This is a genomic window from Nonomuraea sp. NPDC004186, assembly GCF_053603495.1.
The window spans coordinates 92589-106997 of the sequence record NZ_JBSGFQ010000013.1; the positions used below are offsets into that span (position 1 = coordinate 92589).

The 14409-nt window shown below is 68.1% G+C and carries 14 protein-coding genes and 1 pseudogene; 4 read left to right on the forward strand and 11 right to left on the reverse strand.

The genetic code is table 11. From position 1 onward, the window contains the following. Positions 1 to 39: 39 nt before the first annotated feature. From ACWEPL_RS13595 to ACWEPL_RS13615, 5 genes are read right to left on the reverse strand one after another with little or no spacing between them, the layout of a single operon-like run. Positions 40 to 645 carry a TetR/AcrR family transcriptional regulator gene (locus ACWEPL_RS13595; RefSeq protein WP_452436262.1) on the reverse strand — a complete coding sequence of 202 codons (606 nt, stop codon included), beginning with the start codon at positions 643 to 645 and terminating at the stop codon, positions 40 to 42. Further along, positions 642 to 2117, reverse strand: a complete 1476-nt coding sequence (locus tag ACWEPL_RS13600) for an FAD-dependent oxidoreductase (protein WP_452436263.1) — start codon at positions 2115 to 2117, stop codon at positions 642 to 644. The genes ACWEPL_RS13595 and ACWEPL_RS13600 overlap by 4 nt, the downstream gene beginning before the upstream one ends. 9 nt (positions 2118 to 2126) lie before the next feature. Then, positions 2127 to 2408 (reverse strand): hypothetical protein, encoded by a 282-nt coding sequence (locus ACWEPL_RS13605; protein WP_452436264.1) that lies wholly within the window; start codon positions 2406 to 2408, stop codon positions 2127 to 2129. Between the two features lie 43 nt (positions 2409 to 2451). Continuing rightward, positions 2452 to 3735 (reverse strand): ArsB/NhaD family transporter, encoded by a 1284-nt coding sequence (locus tag ACWEPL_RS13610; RefSeq protein ID WP_452436265.1) that lies wholly within the window; start codon positions 3733 to 3735, stop codon positions 2452 to 2454. Then, positions 3732 to 4184 carry a CBS domain-containing protein gene (locus ACWEPL_RS13615; RefSeq protein ID WP_452436266.1) on the reverse strand — a complete coding sequence of 151 codons (453 nt, stop codon included), beginning with the start codon at positions 4182 to 4184 and terminating at the stop codon, positions 3732 to 3734. The genes ACWEPL_RS13610 and ACWEPL_RS13615 overlap by 4 nt, the downstream gene beginning before the upstream one ends. Positions 4185 to 4465: 281 nt before the next feature. Between ACWEPL_RS13615 and ACWEPL_RS13620 the strand changes: the two genes are divergently transcribed. Next, positions 4466 to 5692 carry a cation:proton antiporter gene (locus tag ACWEPL_RS13620; RefSeq protein WP_452436267.1) on the forward strand — a complete coding sequence of 409 codons (1227 nt, stop codon included), beginning with the start codon at positions 4466 to 4468 and terminating at the stop codon, positions 5690 to 5692. A 148-nt stretch (positions 5693 to 5840) separates the two neighbouring features. Continuing rightward, the gene (locus ACWEPL_RS13625) at positions 5841 to 6353 is read left to right on the forward strand and encodes a hypothetical protein (protein ID WP_452436268.1); all 513 of its coding nucleotides are present in this window, start codon (positions 5841 to 5843) and stop codon (positions 6351 to 6353) included. Between the two features lie 187 nt (positions 6354 to 6540). Here ACWEPL_RS13625 and ACWEPL_RS13630 read toward each other — a convergent pair whose 3' ends face one another. The 3 genes from ACWEPL_RS13630 to ACWEPL_RS13640 all read right to left on the reverse strand — a co-directional run bounded on the left by ACWEPL_RS13630 (position 6541) and on the right by ACWEPL_RS13640 (position 9403). After that, positions 6541 to 7479 carry a sodium:calcium antiporter gene (locus ACWEPL_RS13630; protein ID WP_452436269.1) on the reverse strand — a complete coding sequence of 313 codons (939 nt, stop codon included), beginning with the start codon at positions 7477 to 7479 and terminating at the stop codon, positions 6541 to 6543. 281 nt (positions 7480 to 7760) lie between these two features. Next, positions 7761 to 8927: an FAD-dependent monooxygenase gene (locus ACWEPL_RS13635; protein WP_452436270.1), complete on the reverse strand. Its 1167-nt coding sequence runs from the start codon at positions 8925 to 8927 to the stop codon at positions 7761 to 7763. Continuing rightward, the gene (locus ACWEPL_RS13640; protein ID WP_452436271.1) at positions 8924 to 9403 is read right to left on the reverse strand and encodes a GbsR/MarR family transcriptional regulator; all 480 of its coding nucleotides are present in this window, start codon (positions 9401 to 9403) and stop codon (positions 8924 to 8926) included. The genes ACWEPL_RS13635 and ACWEPL_RS13640 overlap by 4 nt, the downstream gene beginning before the upstream one ends. Before the next feature lie 155 nt (positions 9404 to 9558). Here ACWEPL_RS13640 and ACWEPL_RS13645 point away from each other — a divergent pair. Continuing rightward, positions 9559 to 10269 (forward strand): annotated as a pseudogene (locus ACWEPL_RS13645) (DUF998 domain-containing protein). Positions 10270 to 10379: 110 nt separating this feature from the next. Here the strand turns inward: ACWEPL_RS13645 and ACWEPL_RS13650 are convergent. Next, the gene (locus ACWEPL_RS13650; protein WP_452436272.1) at positions 10380 to 10862 is read right to left on the reverse strand and encodes a GbsR/MarR family transcriptional regulator; all 483 of its coding nucleotides are present in this window, start codon (positions 10860 to 10862) and stop codon (positions 10380 to 10382) included. Between the two features lie 121 nt (positions 10863 to 10983). Between ACWEPL_RS13650 and ACWEPL_RS13655 the strand changes: the two genes are divergently transcribed. Then, a complete protein-coding gene (locus ACWEPL_RS13655) occupies positions 10984 to 11457 on the forward strand; it encodes a DUF6653 family protein (protein WP_452436273.1) in 474 nt (157 codons plus the stop codon). Positions 11458 to 11520: 63 nt separating this feature from the next. Here the strand turns inward: ACWEPL_RS13655 and ACWEPL_RS13660 are convergent, their stop codons facing one another. Both ACWEPL_RS13660 and ACWEPL_RS13665 read right to left on the reverse strand, forming a co-directional pair. Further along, the gene (locus ACWEPL_RS13660; protein WP_452436274.1) at positions 11521 to 13980 is read right to left on the reverse strand and encodes a hypothetical protein; all 2460 of its coding nucleotides are present in this window, start codon (positions 13978 to 13980) and stop codon (positions 11521 to 11523) included. After that, positions 13977 to 14399 (reverse strand): pilus assembly protein TadG-related protein, encoded by a 423-nt coding sequence (locus tag ACWEPL_RS13665; RefSeq protein ID WP_452436275.1) that lies wholly within the window; start codon positions 14397 to 14399, stop codon positions 13977 to 13979. Before ACWEPL_RS13665 ends, ACWEPL_RS13660 begins: the two co-directional genes overlap by 4 nt. Positions 14400 to 14409 lie beyond the last annotated feature (10 nt).

Here is a 14409-nt window from a genome sequence, read left to right on the forward strand (position 1 = left end):
CTGTCGTGATCCCGGCGGTCGCTGTCATGGGTGCGTCTGCTAGGCGGGCGGATACAGGCCGGCCTGGCGGTAGACGGCGGTGAGGTAGCGCAGCATCTCGGCGGCGTCCGGCGGATCCGGCTGCAGCACGCGATAGGTCACGGCCCCGGCCATCATGTCGATCAGCACGTCCAGGTCGGCGTCAGGTGCCACCATGCCGTCCTGCTGGGCACGCCGAAGCATCGCGGCGGCCAGCTCGCGGCGGGGCAGGATGTAGTGCCTCCAGTAGACGGCCATCAGCGAAGGATGGCTCACGGCGGAGCCCATGATGCGGGCCACCAGCGCGCGGAAGTCGGGGCTCGCGGCCATCTCAGCCGCTGCGGGAAGGACGTGTTCGATGATGACCTGTGGCGGTAGGGCGGAGACGTCGGCGGCCGACGGCGTCACCTCGTCGCTGACCCACCGTTCGATGGCCTGGGCGAGCAGGTCCTCTTTGGTGCTCCAGCGGCGGTAGACGGTCAGCTTGCCCACCCCGGCGCGCTTGGCGATCTGCTCGATGCTGGTGCCCTCGACGCCGCGCTCGACGAACAGCTCCAGCGCGGCGTTCAGGATCGCGGTGTCGGTCTCGGGGTCGCGCGGGCGTCCGCGCCCTCGGGTGGCGGTCATCCGAGGGCTCCGTCCAGCCAGCGGGCGAGCTCAGTGGGGCCGCCCTTGCAGGCCAGGTGGGCGTCCGGGCGTACGAGCATGGCGAGCCCGCTCGCGGGCCCTGCGGCGCGGAGGCTGACCACCTGGTCGCCGAGCCGCTGCCGGGCTGCCTCGAAGGCGGCCTGATCGCCGAGCACGGCCCACTTCCCGCGCAGCTCGGCGTGCAATCGTGTGCGGCTGCCGTCGGGGCGTTCGCAGGCCAGGTCGCCGATGCGGTCGCCGGGGCGGGGCTTGCGACCGCGCCCACCGAGCGGGCCGCGACGGTAGCTCACCCAGAGCTGGGAGGTCGTGTACGTGGTCCAGCGCTGGATCCATGCCTGGTTGAACACCCGCATCAGCACCTGGTCGCGCAGGAGGCGGCCGAGCGGGCTGCCGGCGATGTTGACCTTGGTGGCGGCGGTGCTCCCGCGCAAGACCTGGGTGGCCAGCGGGCGGCGTTCGGCCTGGTAGGTGTCGAGCAGCCGCTCTGCGGCCAGCCCCTGCACGACGAGGGCCAGCTTCCAGGCGAGGTTCTCGGCGTCGCCGAGCCCGGTCAGCATGCCCTGCCCGCCGAACGGAGCATGCACGTGGGCGGCATCCCCGGCCAGCAGGATGCGCCCGTCGCGGTAGGTGTCGGCCAGCCGCCGGTGGACGCTGAACAACGACGCCCAGGTGACGTCGTGCAGACGCAGGCCGGTCAGGCCGGTGCGTTCGGGCAGGATGCGCTGCATGCGTTCGGCGATCTGTTCCTCGCCGGGTTTGTCGTCGCGGAAGGTGGCGTCGTAGGCGAGCAGCCGCCACTGATCGCCTGGCATCGGCATGGCGCCCAGCACGCCGTCGGGGTGCGCCCAGCCGCTGGTGCCCGACCGGTCAAGGCCAGTATCGGTGCCGACGTCGAGGCGTCCGTCGACCAGCAGGAACCGCTCGCTGACCTTCACGCCGGGAAAGCGAATCCCCGCCAGTTTTCGAACCGCGCTGGCGCTCCCGTCGCAGCCCACCAGCCAGCCCGCCCGGACGGTACTCCCATCGGCCAGCACCGCGGTGACCCCGGCCGTGTCCTGCCGCAAGCTGGTCAGTCTCTTGTCCCATTCCGGCCACCCGCCCAGCTCGGCAAACCGCTCACGCAGCCGCGCCTCGACCCTGGCCTGAGAGATCACCATCGGTGGAGCCGCGGTGCCCAGCCCTGGGTCGCCGAACCGGATCTTCATCATCGGGCGATCCCCCGCGTACGTGGTGATGGTCATCGCCCGCACCGACTCCTCCGGCAGGTCGCCGAGAGCATCCAGCCGGTCCAGCACCTCCGAGCCGCGAGCGTGCACGAAGTTCGCCCGGGACGTGGTGGCCGGGACCGCTGCCTTGTCGATCACGCGGACCGTGACGCCGTACTGCCGCAATGCGCACGCCAGCGCCAGGCCCACCGGCCCGGCGCCGACCACCAGAACATCGGTCTCCATGATCAGCCTTCAATTTATTAACGAAACGGGATCGTAAACATAATCGCGCAACTCCTCCGGTGTGTCCAGAGGAGGGCGCCTTGCTTCAGACGGCAACTCGTCGAGGGTGGGATATAAGAGGTCGCCTCTGTTGCCCTTGCGGGTGCGGCGCCTGATCCAGGCGTGCAGGGCCGGGCCGACGGCGACCGAGATGATGGCGGGCCACAGCAGCGTCGCGGACCCGCCCGTGGCCAGCCAGACGACGGTGAAGGCGACGAACACGGTTGCCCGGATGAGAATGCCGTGGCCCACCCTGTCCACCTGCCTGTATATCGGTTGTGGGTGCTGACGCTGGTCAGAGGAGGTAGCGCAGCCACAGGTACGGGGCGACCAGGGTGACGGTGACCGCCGTGACAATCAGGCCGTACTTGGTGAACTGCCAGAAGCTGATCGGCGTGCCGTTGCGGGCGGCGATGCCGAGCACGACGACGTTGGCCGCGGCACCGACCGCGGTGGCGTTGCCGCCGAGGTCGGCACCGAAGGCCAGCGCCCACCACAGCACGTCGTGCCCACCGTTGGCCTGGACGAGTTGCTCCACGATGGGGCTCATCGTGGCGACGTAGGGGATGTTGTCCACGATGGCCGACAGCGCGGCTGAGACGCCCAGCAGTCCCAGGGCGGTGGCCTCCGGTTGCCCGCTGGTGGCCGCGACGGCGGCCCGTGACAGTTCCTTGATGACGCCGGTCTCGACCAGGGCGCCGACCATGACGAACAGACCGGCGAAGAACACCAGCGTGGGCCACTCGACCTCGGCGATGGCCTCTTCGGTGGTCACCTTGGTCGCGGCCACCAGCACGCCCGCGCCCAGCAGCGCGACCACCGAGGGCTCGTAGTGCAGCACCGGGTGCAGCACGAACGCGGCCATCACCAGGGCGAGCACGGCCAGCGACTGCCGCAGCAGTCGCCGGTCGGCGATCGCCTCCCTCTCGTCCAGCGCCATGATGGACTCGGCGCGTTCGGGGTCGTAGCGGAACGACCGGCCGAACATCAGCCAGCACAACCCCACGAACACCGCCGTCAGAACGATGACCATCGGGGCCATGTGGGCAAGGAAGTCGTTGAAAGTCAGGCCCCCACGGCTGGCGATGATGATGTTCGGCGGGTCGCCGACCAGGGTGGCCGCGCCGCCAATGTTGGAGGCCATCGCCTCGGCGATCAGGAAGGGCGCCGGGTTGACGGCGAGCCGTTCGCATACCAGGAACGTCACCGGCGCGATCAGCAGCACGGTGGTCACGTTGTCCAGCAGCGCCGAGGCCACCGCGGTGATCAGCACCAGCAGCACCATCAGCCGGAACGGCCGGCCCCTGGCACGCTTGGCGGCCCAGATGGCGAGGTATTCGAAGACGCCGGTCTGCTTCAGGACACCGACGATGATCATCATGCCCAGCAGGAGGAAGATGACGTTCCAGTCGATCCCTGCGTGCCGGGAGAAGAACGCCGCCTCGCCCTTGGTGGCATGGATCAGCAGCATGATCCCCGCGCCGCCGAGCGCGGCCGCAACCCGGTGGACCTTTTCGGTAGCGATCAGTGCGTACGCGACCAGGAAGACCGCCACGCTCACCCACGCGAGCACGCTCATATCGGGAGCACCCGGTCCAGCAGTGCCTGCAGCGTCACCGCCCCGATCAGCCGCCGGTGCTTGTCGACGACGGCGACCAGCGGGCTGTGGGTGCGGGCCATCAGCGCGGCCAGTTCCAACACGGTCGCCTCAGGGTCGGTGACCGGGAGTTCGCGCGGCTGCCGTGGCAGGGCGTCGCGCACGGTGCGGCCGTGCAACTCGCGCAGGAAGGCGTCGGCGTGTGCCTCGTCCACCACCCGCGCCAGCGCCGGATCGTCTTGGCAGTAGCCCGGCACGGCCAGACGCAGCACCTGCGTGCCGGGCAGGATCGTGACTGGCGAGTCTCCGCCGTCGACCACGATGAGACCCGGCAGATCCTGCTCGGCCAGCAACCTGGCCGCGTCGATCACGGGAGAATCCAGTCGGACCGTAGGGAAGTCGGTAAGCAACTCTCGGGCGCGCACCGGCACATCCTTCGCTCAACGGGGACAGAACGTGCCGACCAGACTTCCCGGCTCACCTGTAGACAACGTATCAAGGCCTGTCAAGATCGCCGAGAGCGGGATCGGCAGCTCTCCGTCGGCTCTCGATGATGTGCGTGTTGGGGTCGGTGTCAAGAATCCGTCTATCCGGTTGACATCGTCGCTGCTAGGGTGAGCGGCGGTGCGCCGGGAAGTCTGGTCGGCAAGATCGTCTAGTGGATCCCGACCGGAGGCGTACGCACAGTGACTTCTTCTTCGCGGTGCCACTGATGGGCACTCTGTTGACCGCGTTCGCGGGCGTACTGCTGCTGGCCGTGCTGCTGTCCAGTCTGGCCCACCGCACCATCCTGTCCACGGCCGCGCTCTTCCTGGTCTCAGGGTTCGTGTTGGGCGATGGCGTCCTGGGCGTGGTCTCGCTCGAACCGGGTGACGAGCTGGTGGCCACGCTGGCCGAGCTGGCGCTGTTCACCGTGCTGTTCACCGACGGTATGCGGGTGGGCTGGCCGGAACTGCGCAGCGCCTGGAGGCTACCGGGCCGGGCACTGGGCTGGGGCCTGCCGCTCACCCTGGCCATCACCGCCGTGGGCGCGCACTACCTGATCGGGCTGGGCTGGGTTGAATCCCTGCTGATCGGCGCGATCCTGGCACCCACCGACCCCGTCTTCGCCGCCGCGCTGGTCGGCAACGAGAAGGTGCCACCCCGGCTGCGGCAGCTGCTCAACGTCGAGTCCGGCGTCAACGACGGCCTGGCGCTGCCGTTCGTCATTCTCTTTCTGGCCATCGCCTCCGGTTCTGACGACCTGCACCTGGGCGAACTCGCCCTGGAGCTTGGTCTGGGCGTGCTCATCGGGGTCGCCGTCCCCTGGGCGGCGATCAAGCTGGAGCAGACGCGCTGGTTCTCCGCCTCCACCCAGTATGAGCCGCTCAACGCCCTGGCCATCGGCTTGCTCGTGCTCGCCGTCGGCAAAGCCACTCACGGCAACCTGTTCCTGGCAGCCTTCTCTGCCGGCATCACCGTGGCCACCTTCGGACAGCGGCAGCGCGAGTCGTTCGAGCACTTCGGCGAGCTCATCGCCGAAGTTTTCAAGCTGGCCGCGCTGCTGGTGTTCGGCGCGCTCATCACCCCCGCGCTTCTCGGCTCGGTCGGCTGGCAGGGCTGGCTGTTCGCGATCGGTGCGCTGGTGCTGGCCCGCCCCATCGCCATCTGGCTGTCTTTTCTGCGCTCCGGGCTGTCGGTGCGCGAACAGGCGGCGGTGGCCTGGTTCGGGCCCAAGGGTTTCGCCTCCGTCGTTTACGGCCTGCTCGTACTCGCCTCCGGCATCACTGCCGCACAAGGCGTTTTCCAAATTGTGGCCGTCACCATCGTCCTGTCGATCCTGCTGCACTCCTCCACCGACATCGTGGTCGCCCGCACCTTTGACGATGAGCGCGAGGTCCCGGCCTGGTACGGCGGCGTCACTCGCCGCCTGCGCAGACCGGCAGGCGGCCCGGATTGAAGCACGCCTTCCTCGTGGGCGGGTTCCGCCCTCCAGCGCAGCTCATCGTGCTTACCTTCCCCATGATCATCCCGCTCCGCGGCGTTCATCCCCGTCGAGACGCCGACCGGCCAGGCAACCACCCCCTGCGGAAGAAGCACTCCGTCTGATGCATGGACGCACTTCCGCCTCTGCCGTCCGACGCCTGTGGACCCGGCGCCACGTCGTAGCGGCCATCTCCCTCGTAACCGGGTGTTCCGCCGGCGCGCTGGCCGCCGGAGCGTTAGTCACGGTCCTGAACGACTACCGGGCTACTCACCGGTACGTCGCCGCAGAAGTGATCGAGGAAGCATCCATCGTCGCCAACGTGACGTGGCAAGGTGAGAGCGGGGTACGGCACAGCGCGTGGGTGCGCCAACCGCTGGACCACATCTCCAGCGATCGCGCCCGAATCTGGGTCGACCGCGAAGGACGCCCGGCCCCGCGCCCGCCCGGCCCCACGGAGATCACTTTCGGGTTTCTGCTGTCTGGGCTTCTCGCGGGATGGTCGGCATGGCTGACGCTGTCGAGACTTCGCCTGCTGCGGCACTGGTGGGTGGCCAAGAAAGCGGTCAGGAAGTTGGACGAGCAATGGCGCGACCTGATCGATGAACATCGATCACCGCCCGATGCGCCTCTGTAAGTCCAGCCAGGAACCCGCCGCACTTGATCCAGTCCGGCCAGGACGCGCCCAGTTCACCGACCGAGCGCTGGAACGCCTTCGAGCAGGGCCGGTTAGCACATCGGTGCCGACGGTCGCTCGGGCATGGCCCAGACCAAGCGGGATGCCACCGGATAGGCGTCAGACACTCGGTCCGCCCGTAAGCCGCTCATGTGAGCAGCGGCAACGCCAGAAAATACGCCACCACCAGCAGGGCTGACGGGCCTCGGCTGAGCGGCATGCCACGGGCGAGCAGGGCCCAGATGAACCCGATGATGCCCACCATCGCCACGATGACGGTCGAGGCCACGGTGGGCGCGCCAGCGGTGACAAGCGCGACGATGGCGCCGCCCGCGAGACTGTTGCACAAGTTGCCGCCGAGCAAGGCGCCAACAAGGAGATCACCGTAACCGTGACGTTGAGCCCGGATCGCGGTGATCAAGATGGGAAGCGCAGCAGCGAACGCCACCAGCGTGAACCCGACCAGATCCGGCGAGGCGCCCGCCCGTGCGGTCACTTCGGAGGTGTTGATCACCAGGAGCTGCGCACCCACCAGCACCCCAGCCAGGCCGACAAGCGTCCGCGGCACCTCTGTTCTCAGGCGCGGCAGCTCGGCCGTCTTCAGGTAACCCGCGCTCTGCGCCGCCACCATGTCGTGCGGAGCCGCCCGGGCCAAGAGCACCAGCAGCACCACCGCGCTGATTAGCGCCACGGCCAGCGTGACGGCTGCCCCCCAGCTGAGCCCCTCCAGCAACGTGATCGCGAATATCGTGACCGCAGCCACCGACAGCAGCGCTTCACGCTGCAGCAGCAAGGACCGGATCATCAGCGGCGCCGTGAGCCCGCCGACGCCGAGGACCGCGGTCAGGTTGAGGATGTTCCAACCAACCAAACTGGCCGTCGCCAGCTCTTCATGTCCTCCGAGGCCGGCTGTAGCGGCCACGACAATCTCTGGGACGCTGGCGACCAACCCCATGACCACCACGCCCACCATGACCGGCTGCAGTCCGAGCCGACCGGCCAACCGGCCCAACCCCACCATCAGGTGATCCCCCGCGAAGGCGAGGATGACCAGCCCGAGCACGATAAGGGCGATAGGCAACAGCATCGACGTCCTCTCGGCAGGTCACCTCACTCCAATGGGCCACGCTGACCGGCGCGGCAACACCTCGACGCTATAACAGCAAGAGATCAATCGCACACTCAAAGTGACTGTCGTTTGCTGGATGAGAGCTTCCGCTCTGATGGGCTCATCGTGGGAGGATCACTCCATCGTTCTCTCAACGCCATCGGGTCGCAGGCACCAACGGTCGCTGCCACACGTTCCTCGCCACCAGGCCCGTACGGCGCCGGGCGAGAAGCGACCGCTGCGTGCCGGTCCAATCCGGCTCAGTGGCGCGTGGTCGGCGACGGCAGGCGTGGTGGTTGCCATCGCCAGGTGGCGTTGCCGTCGGCTGTGATGCCCTTGCGCCATAGCGATGCGGGCATCAGCCGGATCATCGTGACCATCGCCCGGTACGCGGTCGTGGAGGTCGTGCGGCCCCCGTCGGCGCGGGCGCCCCGGGCGGTGGCCTGGGTGCGCGGGCGGTGCTCGGCGTCGTAGCGGTGCAGCGCCGCCTCGATCGCGGGCTCGCCGGCGAGGGCGGCGGCGAGCACGACGGCGTCTTCGAGGGATTGCCCGGCGCCCTGGCCGCGATCTGGGCTCATCGCGTGCGCGGCGTCGCCGAGCAGCGCCGCCCGGCCATGGACGTAGGTAGGCAGCGGGTCCAAGTCGCAGATGTCGATATGGATCACTGCCTCGTCCGGGGTGGCCGCGATCAGCGCCGGGATCGGCTGATGCCAGGTGGCGACTCGGCGGGCCGCCTCGGTCTTCTCCGCCTCGTAGTGGATGCCCGGCTGATCGGCGGTGGTGACGTAGGCCCAGTAGACGCGGCCGCGGCTGAGCGGGTGGATCAGGAAGTAGCCACCGGGGCCCATGGTGACGCTGCCGGACAGCCCTTCAGCATCGGCATCGGCGTCCGCGACGCCCAGCCACGCGGTTCGGCCCAGGAAGCGCGGCGGTGGCGCGTCCGGCCACAGCAGCCGGCGTACCGTGCTGCGGATGCCGTCCGCGCCGATCGCCAGGTCAGCGGTGGCCTCGCCGCCGCTCCAGGCGACCGTCACCGTCTGTTGGTCGTGCCGGATGCCGGTGACCTCCGCACTGGTGCGCACCCATCCGGCGGGTACTGCCTCCAGCAGCACTCGGTGCAGGTCCGCGCGGTGGAAGGCGATTAATGGCGTCGGGTCGCCGGGGCGGGCGCGTTGCAGGTAGCGGCCGTCCGGCAGACGCAGGTTGCCTGCGGAATAGGTGGGCACGCCGGCCGCCCGGGCCTGCTCACCGACGCCGAGCTCATCGAGGGCGCGCATGGCGTTCGGCGCCTGGGACATGCCGGCGCCGATTTCGCGCAGTTCGGCCGCTCGTTCCAGCACGACGGCCTGCCAGCCGATCCGATGCAGGGCTACGGCGGTGGCCAGCCCGCCGATGCCGCCGCCGACCACGATCGCCCGTCTGGTCACGATGTCTCCTCCTCGAGGCCGGGGTTGCCGTCGGGGTGCAGGGGCGGCGCGTTGTCGAACACTTTGGCCATCCATTCGAAGGTGGTGTGCGCCTGGCGGATGCGTGTGGCCCGCTCATCGCTGGGGCCGACCAGGTCGAGGCCGTCTCGGGTGATGTCGAGGAAGGAAGTGATGCCGGCGATCTGCTGGCGGGCCACCACCATCCAGGCGTCGTCAGCCATCCGGTAGTAGACGGTCCGCTCGCCCGGCCGGGTGCGCCACGTCAAGAAGCCCATGCTGGTCAGCAGTCGCAGGTTGGAGGTCAGCGAGGCGCGGCTGGCGCTGATGGCCGCGCTGATCTGCCCGGCGGACTGCTCCGGCGGGTCGCAGACCATCAGCCAGCCCAGCACGCGTCCGGCGATAGGGGGTACCCCGTCGCGTGCCAGGTACATGGCCACCCGCTCCACCCACTCCAGCAACGGTTCCTGGTCGGTCACGCGGTGCGCCTCCTTCTCTTGCAGTTATTTCAGTATGCGCTAAACTCGCTGTATTGATCAAGGATACGCCCGCACGGGGGCGTACTGGTGGTGAGCCGGGAAGTCTGGTCGGCCTGCGACGTTCGCCGTCGCGGAAGAGGAGGAGGACTTTCCCGATGAACCGCGTTCTTTCCGCGCTGCTCGGCAGCGGCATCGCCGCGGGCGTCCTGATGCCGGTGCTGTTGTGGGCCGACGGCGCCACTCGTCCCGGCTACAGTCTCTGGCGCCACGGCGCCAGCCAACTCGGTACCGGCGAGCGCGCCTGGCTACAGACGATCAACTTCGTGCTCGGAGGGCTGCTGCTGGCCGCCTTCGCCATTGGAGTGCGCCGCGCTCTGCGCGGTGGGCGTGGTGCGACCTAGGGGCCGGTCCTGCTCGCGGCGGCTGCGGCGGGCCTGGTCGTGGCCGGGCTGGTACCCACCGATCCCGCGCTCGGCTACCCGCCCGGGCAGCCGGCCCAGACCGCTGGCGCGCTCAGCACCAGCGGCCTCATCCACCAGGCGGCCGGCTTCGCCTTGTTCGCCGGGCTGAGCGCGGCGGCGTTCGTGCTGGCCCGGCGCTTGGGGCAGCAGGGCCGCGCCTGGGCCGTCTGCTCGCGCCTGTCCGGCACCCTGATCATCGCCTTCGCCTTCGCCGCCGGTATCGCCTACCGCCTCGACGTCCTGGGCCTGTGGCGTCCGGCCCCCGCGGGCCTGCTTGAACACCTCTCGCTGCTGATCGGCTTTGGCTGGACCGTCGCCGTGGGTGTTCATCTCCTGCGCAGCCACGTCCCCGCAGGCCCGAGCACGCCTCCGGTAGGCGGCCGAGGGCCCGCCCAGGCTGGATGATGCGAGAGCGGGTCCCCGGGGGTCCGCCGGCGGCCTGCAGCCGCGGCGCGGGAGCCACCACCGGCAGGCTCCCGCTCCGCATGCTTTCCGACGGCGCGCAGCCGCAGCCGCTACCAGGGAGTGCCGGCGTGCTTGGCGGCATAGTGCTCGCGCCAGTTGTCGATGAGCGGGATCAACTGCTCGGTCATGTAGGCGTAGAAGTCCTTCATCTCGTGCAGGCGCCGGCCGGCGATGCTGTCCTCGCCCGCCGCGTCAATGCCTTCCTGGGCGGCAGCGCCCATGGTGGCCAGCATGGCGTTCTGCTGTGACATCAAGCTGGCCCAAGCGCCTGCGCGGAAACGATAGTGGTCACGGCGGCTGCCGGGGGCGGGGACCCGTTCGATGAGGCCGAGCGGGATCAATTGCTTGACCGCGGTGGACACCGCTCCAGAGCTGATGGACAGCTGCGCGCAGAGGTCGGCGGCGGTCATCGACTCCTGCCGGGTGTAGAGCAGCGCGGTCATCACCCGAGCGGTGGTCTTCTGCATACCGCCCTGCGCCAGGGTCAGCGCCAGCTTCTCGGCGGCCTCGCGCAGCCGCTGGTTGGTGTCCATGAGCCAAGCCTATCAAGTGCTTCGAATTCTCTGAGAATTTACAAATCTCTGAAAGTTCTATACGGTCCGAGATGTGGAGATCGCGCTCATGGCGGCCTCCCCGACGTCAAGGAGACCCAGAGTGAAGCCCAAGAACCTGGTAGCCGGCGTCCACGGCATGACCGGCCAGGCATGGAAGAAGCACGCCAACCCGTGGAGCGTCTGGACCCGCTTCGCCGCCATCCCCGCGTTCGAACTGGCCGTCTGGAGCCGCGAGTGGATCGGCTGGTGGTCACTGGCCGGCGTGGCCCTCGTCGCCGTCTGGCTCTGGCTGAACGTGCACCTGTTCAGCCCGGTCGAGCCGACCAGTTGGGCCGCGCGCGGCATCTACGGCGAGCAGCTCCACGTCGAGGGCAAGGCGCCGGCGGCGCACCGAATGGTGCTGCGGCAGCTCATCGTGGCTGGCCTGATCGGCTTCGCCTTCATCGCCTGGGGGCTGATCGCCCTGGAGATCTGGCCGCTCGTGCTCGGCACCACGCTGACCGTGCTCGCCCAGCTGTGGCGGATCGACCGCTACGGCCTGCTCTACGAACAGCACCAGAGCCAGACCCTGTGACGCTGGGACCGCCGCTGGTCCTCCGGCAGGAACGGCCGCCAGGCAGGGTGTGTCTTCCCGGGCTCAGCCGCAGAGGATTTCGGTCAGGCGCTTCTCAGCCTGATAATCGCCCGCTAGTCCAAGGCTCCGCTGGTGTTGACGAAGCAGCTCGGCAGTTCGGGAGGCCTCGTCGCGCCTGTTGAGCCGCAATTGCAGGCGAATGATCCGGAAGTATGTTTCCTCGGTATCCGGGTCGAGCTCGCGCGCACGCTCCAGTGCGGACAGCGCCTGTTCGTCGTCCTCTCCTGCCAGAAGCTCTGCCAGCTGAGCGAGAACGTCCGCCTGGGACCGGGTCAGCGGGTACCGCTGGTCCTCGATCCATTCCGCTGTCAGCCCTTCAGCAAGCCCGCCTGTGCATAGCCGAGCGGCATTCGAGAGAGTAGAGAGACGGTCTGCCGGCTCGGAAGCGGTTCTGATCTGATCGAGCGCTGCCTCGTAATCCCAAAGATCGACGCTGATCAGCTTGGGATCAAGGCGGTAGATTGCCGAATCCTTGGTGGTCGAAGCGCTGATGAACGGAGCACGCTTCGCCTCTGCGCTCCTGTAATCAGTGGCGGTGACCAGCGCGCTCCGGAGGTGGCGAAGGGCATTGTGGATGTCCTTGCCGAGATCGTCGGGCCAAAGCGCGGTGGCCAGCTGATCGCGTGTCACGCCGCTCGGGTGCAGTGCGAGATACGTGAGTGTGTTCAGCTGCAGCCAGCTCAGAGACAGCGGCTCTGATTTGTCGCGAACGTGGACGGTGGGATGCCCAAGGATTCTCAGGCGGATGAGGGCCGGCCCCGGCCAGTCGAGCCGGCTGCTGTCAGTCTCGGATTCTGCTTCACCGTCAACTTGCTCCGGGACTGCGGCGAGCTGCTGCACGTGAGCTGCAGCCTCCTCCGCCGTGACGTGGAACAGCTGCGCGCCCTCGAAAGGGGCAGACCCGCGACCTTCAGTGTTATCCACAACATGTGCACCGCTGACTTCACAGGTGATTCCACCTGGCCAGGGGCCCAAGAACATGGCTCCGACTCCTGCGCTCCGGGCCGATGTCAGGGGTGCCGTTACGTGTTCGTAGACCTCGTCGTCGAGTTCGGTGATGAGAAGCATGGCTGGCAGCGCTTCCCCCGGATCGTTCTCGCGCAGTTCCCCGACGCCGGAAGATTCGCGCTCGAGCACCATTCTCCTGCGCATGAAGAACGTCTCCTCGAAATGCCGCAGTGCATCCTCATGTGAGGTGGCGAACGATAGCCCCGGCAGTCCCGCGGCGATCCGGTAGAGATCGGCCTCGGGAAGCGAGAGGAGCTCTTCCGCCAAGGTTGTACAGATGATGATCTCGATCCGGTAGTTGCTCGACTGGCGAAGCAGATCGACGATCAGATACCGAATGACATCTCGTGCTCCCGGACCGGTGAGGCCTATGCCAGGACCTTCGAGGTCCAGGTGTATCGGCGAGCCGTCTGAGCCCTGTCCTATGTGGACCTGTTCGGGAACATCGATGGAGTACTCCTGCCGTAGCAGCTCACCATCAGACGGGATTGGCTCTTCCCGTTCGATGAAGGTCTGGCGGTGGGCACGGCGTAGCTCCCGGACGGCTGCTGGGGGTTCGGGCTCAGGAGTGATAGACACCGGTTCTGCGGATGTGGGTGGGATTCGACGGCGGCGTCGGTGAAGACGGCCGGCGATGAAGGCGGTGCTGATCCCGGCCACGTATGCCAAGGCCACCATCGAGCCCGATGGGAGCTGTATGGTCTCATCCGCTCTACGCTCCGGGGAGGACTGCGCGCTTGACGGCAGGGGAGCCCTGGATGAGGCAGGGCTCGGAGCAGCGGCGTGCGGTCTTTCGGCTGTTGAAGGCGTAGGGGAGACTTTGGGGTGCTTAACGGGGAGGCGAAGTTTCCAGCCAGGATGAACCAGCCCGGGACTCGTGAAGGTCTGTCCGTGCGGTTGTCGTGATTGGGCGTTGAGCTTCCAGATCTTCGGCCATCGTCGAGGCGTCCCGAGCTCTTTGTCGGCGATCTCCCAGAGAGAGTCGCCCTTCTTCACCTGATAGATCCGCTCCTCGTCCGGGGGATCGACGGCGGCCTGTCCGAGGGGATGCAGAGGTGCCATGGAAACCACCGGTGGCGGTGCTGCGGCGTTCCCCACGCCGGGGGCCAGGACAGCCAGCGAAGCAGAGGCCACCAGGTACGCGGCCAGCCGCTGCATCCCACGAAGGCCTGGGAGCCGAGGGACGATGCGTCGGCCCCGCACCCTGGCGATGATCTCGGTGATAACGGAGAAAGAGAACGTGGCCCAGGCGCCCCAGGCGACGACCTCCAGAGCCTCGACGAAAAGAGTGCCGTCGTCTGGCGCGGCCAGCATGTCGTTGATCTGTTGCAGGCTGGGCAGGTGGTCGGGCAGTGGGGGCCCGGCGACCTTGTAGAACAGGATGGGAAACCCGATCACCGCTGCGAGCAGAACGGCGGATGCCACCAGCGCGCGCACAATACGGAGCACCATCATCGGTTCGGCCCTTCGACTCCGGCTACGAGATCAGCGTCCGCGTGAGCGGTCACCGATACCGACGACACACCTACGAGAGATAGCAGCCACGTCTTTCTGGTCACGGTGACGGTGACGCGGACGGAGGTCGGACCAGAAATGGCGACACTGCCCCGGTGACCGCTGCTGGACAGGTGCGCTTGGGCAGCGCGCAGCGCGGCTCCTCGGTCGACGACGAGCTGGCCACCGCGATAGGCGGCGGCACGGTCGATCTGCCCCGCTCCAGCCCGGGCAGCCTCCTCGGCGATGCCGACCGCCTCCCATCCGGCGCGCAGCTTGTTGCCGACGTCGACGACCAGCCCGATGAAGAGCAGAAGCACAGTGATGAAGATGAGGGCGTACGGGGTGATCGAGCCCCGCTCGGGGTCTTGGGCGGCCACCCTTGGCATG

Excerpts from the sequence above, each read along its gene's own strand:
- ACWEPL_RS13595 (WP_452436262.1), bottom strand. The coding sequence starts at position 645 with ATGACCGCCACCCGAGGGCGCGGACGCCCGCGCGACCCCGAGACCGAC.
- ACWEPL_RS13600 (WP_452436263.1), bottom strand. The coding sequence starts at position 2,117 with ATGGAGACCGATGTTCTGGTGGTCGGCGCCGGGCCGGTGGGCCTGGCG.
- ACWEPL_RS13610 (WP_452436265.1), bottom strand. The coding sequence starts at position 3,735 with ATGAGCGTGCTCGCGTGGGTGAGCGTGGCGGTCTTCCTGGTCGCGTAC.
- ACWEPL_RS13620 (WP_452436267.1), top strand. The coding sequence starts at position 4,466 with ATGGGCACTCTGTTGACCGCGTTCGCGGGCGTACTGCTGCTGGCCGTG.
- ACWEPL_RS13625 (WP_452436268.1), top strand. The coding sequence starts at position 5,841 with ATGCATGGACGCACTTCCGCCTCTGCCGTCCGACGCCTGTGGACCCGG.
- ACWEPL_RS13630 (WP_452436269.1), bottom strand. The coding sequence starts at position 7,479 with ATGCTGTTGCCTATCGCCCTTATCGTGCTCGGGCTGGTCATCCTCGCC.
- ACWEPL_RS13650 (WP_452436272.1), bottom strand. The coding sequence starts at position 10,862 with ATGGACACCAACCAGCGGCTGCGCGAGGCCGCCGAGAAGCTGGCGCTG.
- ACWEPL_RS13660 (WP_452436274.1), bottom strand. The coding sequence starts at position 13,980 with ATGATGGTGCTCCGTATTGTGCGCGCGCTGGTGGCATCCGCCGTTCTG.